This window comes from Moorena sp. SIO4E2 (assembly GCF_010671945.1).
Taxonomy (GTDB): domain Bacteria; phylum Cyanobacteriota; class Cyanobacteriia; order Cyanobacteriales; family Coleofasciculaceae; genus Moorena; species Moorena producens.
Map to the genome: position 1 here is coordinate 1 of NZ_JAAHIE010000543.1, position 4,654 is coordinate 4,654.

Genomic DNA, 4,654 nt, shown 5'->3' on the forward strand with positions numbered 1-4,654 from the left:
CCTGAATGTCAATGATGTAGAACAGTTTGAGATCAATGGTCTTGGGGGTGATGACACCTTAACTGTTAATGACTTGTCCGGTACTGATGTACAGCTGGTAGTCTTTAACGGCGGTGATGGTAATGACCTTCTCGATGGAACCAATGCTGTGTTACCTTTGCTTGGTATTGGAGGTAATGGCAATGACACCCTGATTGGCGGGGCTGGCGATGACAACCTCAGGGGTGATGCTGGCAATGATAGCCTGGTTGGCGGAGCTGGTGATGATAACCTAATTGGAGATGCTGGCGATGACACTCTGATTGGAGGTGATGGCGATGACAATCTGGTTGGTGGAGATGGTAATGATGTCCTAATCAGTGGCAACGGTATTACTACCTTTACTTTTGACACTGGAGTAGCTTTCAATTCAAGCGATTTGGGTCTCGATAGCATTACTAACTTTATCGGAGGTCAAGACAAAATTAGTCTGGAACAGGACACCTTCACTGCGCTCACTGGTACCTCCAGTGGGGGCTTAGATAGCAGTGAATGGGCGGTTGTATCTGATAATAGCCAGGTAGAAAGTAGTGGTGCTTTGATTGTCTACAACAGCGAAACCGGCGGTCTATTCTACAACCAGAATGGCAGTGCAGGTGGTCTGGGAAGCGGAGCTCAGTTTGCTACAATCGACACCAGCACCTCGGTAGATTTCACAGACTTTGAGGTATTTTAAGTTAATTAAAAGTTAACTTATCTAGAAGTTATATAGTCGTTTTTTGTTGAAGGTTGACTCTTGACCTTCAACCTTCAACCTTCAACTTCAACCTTCACCCTTCACCCTTCACCCTTCAACTTTCAACTTTCAACTTTCAACTTTCAACCTACCCTAGACCGAACCCCTACAGCAAACAACCTTCATGCTGATTAATCACCGTCCTAATTACAGGAATTATAGTAAAAAATGTGCGATTACTGTGGGAAATTTTTTCCATTAGTGAGCGCCTTTCCAAAGACTGTAAAACTGAAATAAGTTGTGAATTATAGTCTAAAGTAATACTATGGCGCAATTGTTTAATGTAAATGGGGGTAGGATTCCTAGCTAGATAGGCGATCACCTTCTTCTCTGACTCATCTAACCGATTCAATTGCTCGATTAACATTGCTCTCATTGGCTCAGGAACAATCATTTCCTCCCAACTTAAAAATTCCGATACACTACCAAAAAAAAAGTCTTTAATCGTTGTCACAGCCAGCTTTAACCCTAAGGGATTGCCTCGATAACGTTTAATGAGTTCCATGTCTTGCTCTTGTTCAGACAAACCATTAGCTGCTAATAGTTTCCGAGCATCTTCTGTTGGTAAACCGTTTAGGGTTAATGAACGAGTGGAATAGTTTTTTTTCTCAAGTAACTCCATTTCTAGCGGTGGTTCCCAACTGATTAGGAGCAAACAACTTTGGTGTCTTTCTTGTGCTACTCTTCTAAAAAGTTGACCATAATCCTCATATCCGGCTTGATACTTTCCAACTAAAGTGCCACGGCTTAAAATCTGTTCAGCATCATCGAGTATTACTAGACAGCGATGCTCTCGTAAACACTCTAGAAAGTGAGACATGAGCAGGTTGATGTCTTCTGGTAACTCCGATGACTGCTGGTGAGATAGGAATGGAATCAGTTGTGCCAGCAGTTGCTTCAGGGGTTGGGCAGAGGATAGCGATCGCCAAATAATATAATCAAACTCCTCCTGAATCTCTCGTGCTAGCTTGGCAGCTAACGATGTTTTGCCAACGCCTACTATCCCAAGTATTGCTACCAATTGGCTTCCCTTGAGACTAATCCATTGCTTAAGGGTGTTCAGTTCCCTAGTGCGTCCATAGAATGCAGAAATCTGTGGTGCTTCACCCCAATCTTGGCACTGCTGGGGAGTTTTGTATCCAGCCGCTTCCAGCCATATAGAGATATCTCTCCAACTTTTTAGGGTGTTCGATTTCCGATTAGTTAAGCTTTCTACATACCGATACAAACCTTTAGTGAGTTGAACGCTAAGTGAGCCACAACTCCAATGGAGAGCAGCAGCAATTTTTTTAGGAGGATAGCCGCACAGCAAACCTCTTAAGCATGCTTTTTCCACTGGGGTCAATTTTATTTTCCTATTTGTAGCAACAGTTTTTTTATGAGCTAGTTCTGTATACAACTTTTCTAAATTCCACAGCTTGGCTGCTTTGATAAACAGTTCATCTTCAAATCGATTGGTGTTATATTTCATAGTAGGGAATCCTAATCAAGCTCACGAAATAGCTACCTAGAAACTAATTAAATAATCAACAAGGTAGCTATTTGGAGCGTTTACTAGATATATTTGCCAAACCTAGATGTCCCCGATGTTGATAAATATACTGTTTAAAAAAATCAGTTTTTGTTACATCTCTACGTAAGCAAATTACCCTGATTACTATCCCTAAATTGGGTGCATCTCATATTTGTAAAAAAGTTGGGTAGGGTGCGTTAGGGACGGGCTCGCCCTCATTTTATCGGTAGCCAGTGTTGGGAAAGTCCGTCCCGTAACGCACCACTAGATCAAACAGCAAAAATGAGATGCACCCCCTAAATTTGTAAGGCTAAATTGGGATTTTTTTTCAGCTAAGTTAATCTTACCATTCAAGAGCTGTAATTATCAGGTAAATTCGGTTTAATTTAGGTTTAATTTAATTTAATTCCTAAACTAAACACCCCCAATAACCGATTGACTGATAAGTCTAGTTTACTTGATTTGTGAAAAGTTGACAGTACCCGTTAGGGGTACCATAGCAGTTCTCAATTGGGTGAGGTACCTAGCCCTTGGGGTTGCGCGGGAGTCGGGAGCGGTGCGACCCGTGGCGAATTTAATAATTAGATGCGGAAAGCGCACCGAGGGAGTCGGGGTAAGAAAATTAAATCTACCTCATAAGTAGGATTAACGCTATATATTTGTAAGCATTCAGCTATCAGCTCTCAGCTATCAGCTTTGAGCTTTTAAATAAAACAAGTAAGCATTCGTTTAATCTTTGTTACGTCAGCTGTTCGCGTAGCGTGGGCTAAAAGCCCACGGCTGACGGCTGAATGCTTACATATATTTTTTTTGGTCAAGCTGGTGCTGCCAAGTAACAAGTCACAATAAACAATTATTAATAATTAATAACTAGAGCGATTCTCATATTAATGAGCTACACACACCTATTTTTTCCCTGTTCCTTTCCCAGATCCGCTGTTCCCAGATCCGCTGTTCCCCTTGCTATTGTGTACTTCACCTATTTGATAAAGGCTATACTCCTTGACCTAATCCTAAAACCTAATCAAATCCTAATCACCATTAGGTATTTTATAGCTGCTGCGATCGCTAAGGTAGATTCATACCAAAAAAAAGAGTTAATTAACCATGGCTACGTTACTAACTGAAACTCAGAAATTATCCAACTTAATTCCAGAATCCGAACTAGATTTAATCAAGTCACTGCCACAATCTATTCAGGATCAGGTAGTTCCTAGCCCCGATTTATCTAAGTCTGCTGGTACACCGATTCAGTTAAATTTGACCCAGATACAACAGTTAGTTCCCAATGAGTCAGGCGTACAAAGCTTATCCTCGAAATCTATAATCTCAGGGCCTTTTAACTTTATTATTGGTACTCCCAATCCTGACTTTTTAGTGGGTACTAACAAGAACGATTTAATTTTAGGACGTGGCGGAAATGACATTATTATAGCACTCGGTGGCAATGACCTTGTGTTTGGTGAAGAGGGAAATGACATTGTTATCGCTGGCTCAGGTAACGATTTTGTGTCTGGCGGCTCAGGTAACGACTTTGTGTTTGGCAGTTCTGGTAATGATATCTTGGATGGTGGCTCTGGTAATGACTCCCTATTCGGGGGAACTGGCAAAAACCATTTCATTGGCAGTAGTGGTAATGATGTCCTGGATGGAGAGGAAGGCAACGATACTGTCGATTACACTGGTCTCGGTCGAGCTATTACTCTTTTACCCACGGGAATCGTTAACAAAAGTGGTCTTGGTCAGGATGAGCTAATCCGAGTGGAGACGATTATTGGGGATGCCGGTCAAGCTAATACGATTGATGCCTCTTCTGCTGGTACTGGTGCGTCTGTGAACGTAAATCTGCAACAGAACAGTTTACAGATTAATGTTGTTAATGGTCCAGTTCTTAATCGCACTGTCCAAAACTTTGTCAATGTCAAGGGTGCTGGTCGCAACGATACCATTATTGGTGATAACAACAGTAATCAACTTACTGGTGGTGCCGGAAGTGACAATATTACTGGTGCCGGTGGTAATGATACCATTGTAGGTGTCGATCCCAACAGTAAAAAGCCAGGTATTAATGAAATTGATATCTTAACGGGAGGAGCTGGTGCTGATAAATTTGTGATGGGAGATAGCAAGAATCCTTACTATGTCGGTGGAAAAGGATTTTTGGGTCTGAATGATTACGCTCTACTTAAGGATTTCCAATCCGGTACGGATAAAATTCAACTCAAGTCAGGGCTCAACTATACCTTTGCATCAAACTTTATCGCTGTCAATCAAGGCTTCTCTTCTTCTGATAAAAGTCTTGCTTCAGTGGAACAGATTGCTAATGATATTGCTGGAGGTAAGAGTTTAGGTGTTGAATCTCAGCT

General features: G+C 41.7%; 4 protein-coding genes. 3 read left to right on the plus strand and 1 reads right to left on the minus strand.

Annotated elements, in window-relative coordinates:
* On the plus strand, positions 1 to 715 hold a 715-nt coding region (locus F6K37_RS32565; RefSeq protein ID WP_287254774.1), incomplete at its 5' end, for a calcium-binding protein.
* Positions 716 to 881: 166 nt separating this feature from the next.
* Here the strand turns inward: F6K37_RS32565 and F6K37_RS32570 are convergent.
* Complete coding sequence (locus F6K37_RS32570; protein ID WP_287254776.1) at positions 882 to 2,246, minus strand: NB-ARC domain-containing protein; 1,365 nt, start codon at positions 2,244 to 2,246, stop codon at positions 882 to 884.
* Positions 2,247 to 3,178: 932 nt separating this feature from the next.
* Here F6K37_RS32570 and F6K37_RS32575 point away from each other — a divergent pair.
* Together F6K37_RS32575 and F6K37_RS32580 are read left to right on the plus strand one after the other, a co-directional pair.
* The gene (locus F6K37_RS32575; RefSeq protein ID WP_287254778.1) at positions 3,179 to 3,415 is read left to right on the plus strand and encodes a hypothetical protein; all 237 of its coding nucleotides are present in this window, start codon (positions 3,179 to 3,181) and stop codon (positions 3,413 to 3,415) included.
* Positions 3,396 to 4,654 (plus strand): calcium-binding protein (locus F6K37_RS32580; RefSeq protein WP_287254780.1); only part of this gene is annotated, 1,259 nt, incomplete at its 3' end. The genes F6K37_RS32575 and F6K37_RS32580, both read left to right, overlap by 20 nt.

Bases quoted from the DNA above. Each gene is read 5' to 3' on its own strand.
- F6K37_RS32570 (WP_287254776.1), bottom strand. From the start codon at position 2,246: ATGAAATATAACACCAATCGATTTGAAGATGAACTGTTTATCAAAGCA.
- F6K37_RS32575 (WP_287254778.1), top strand. From the start codon at position 3,179: ATGAGCTACACACACCTATTTTTTCCCTGTTCCTTTCCCAGATCCGCT.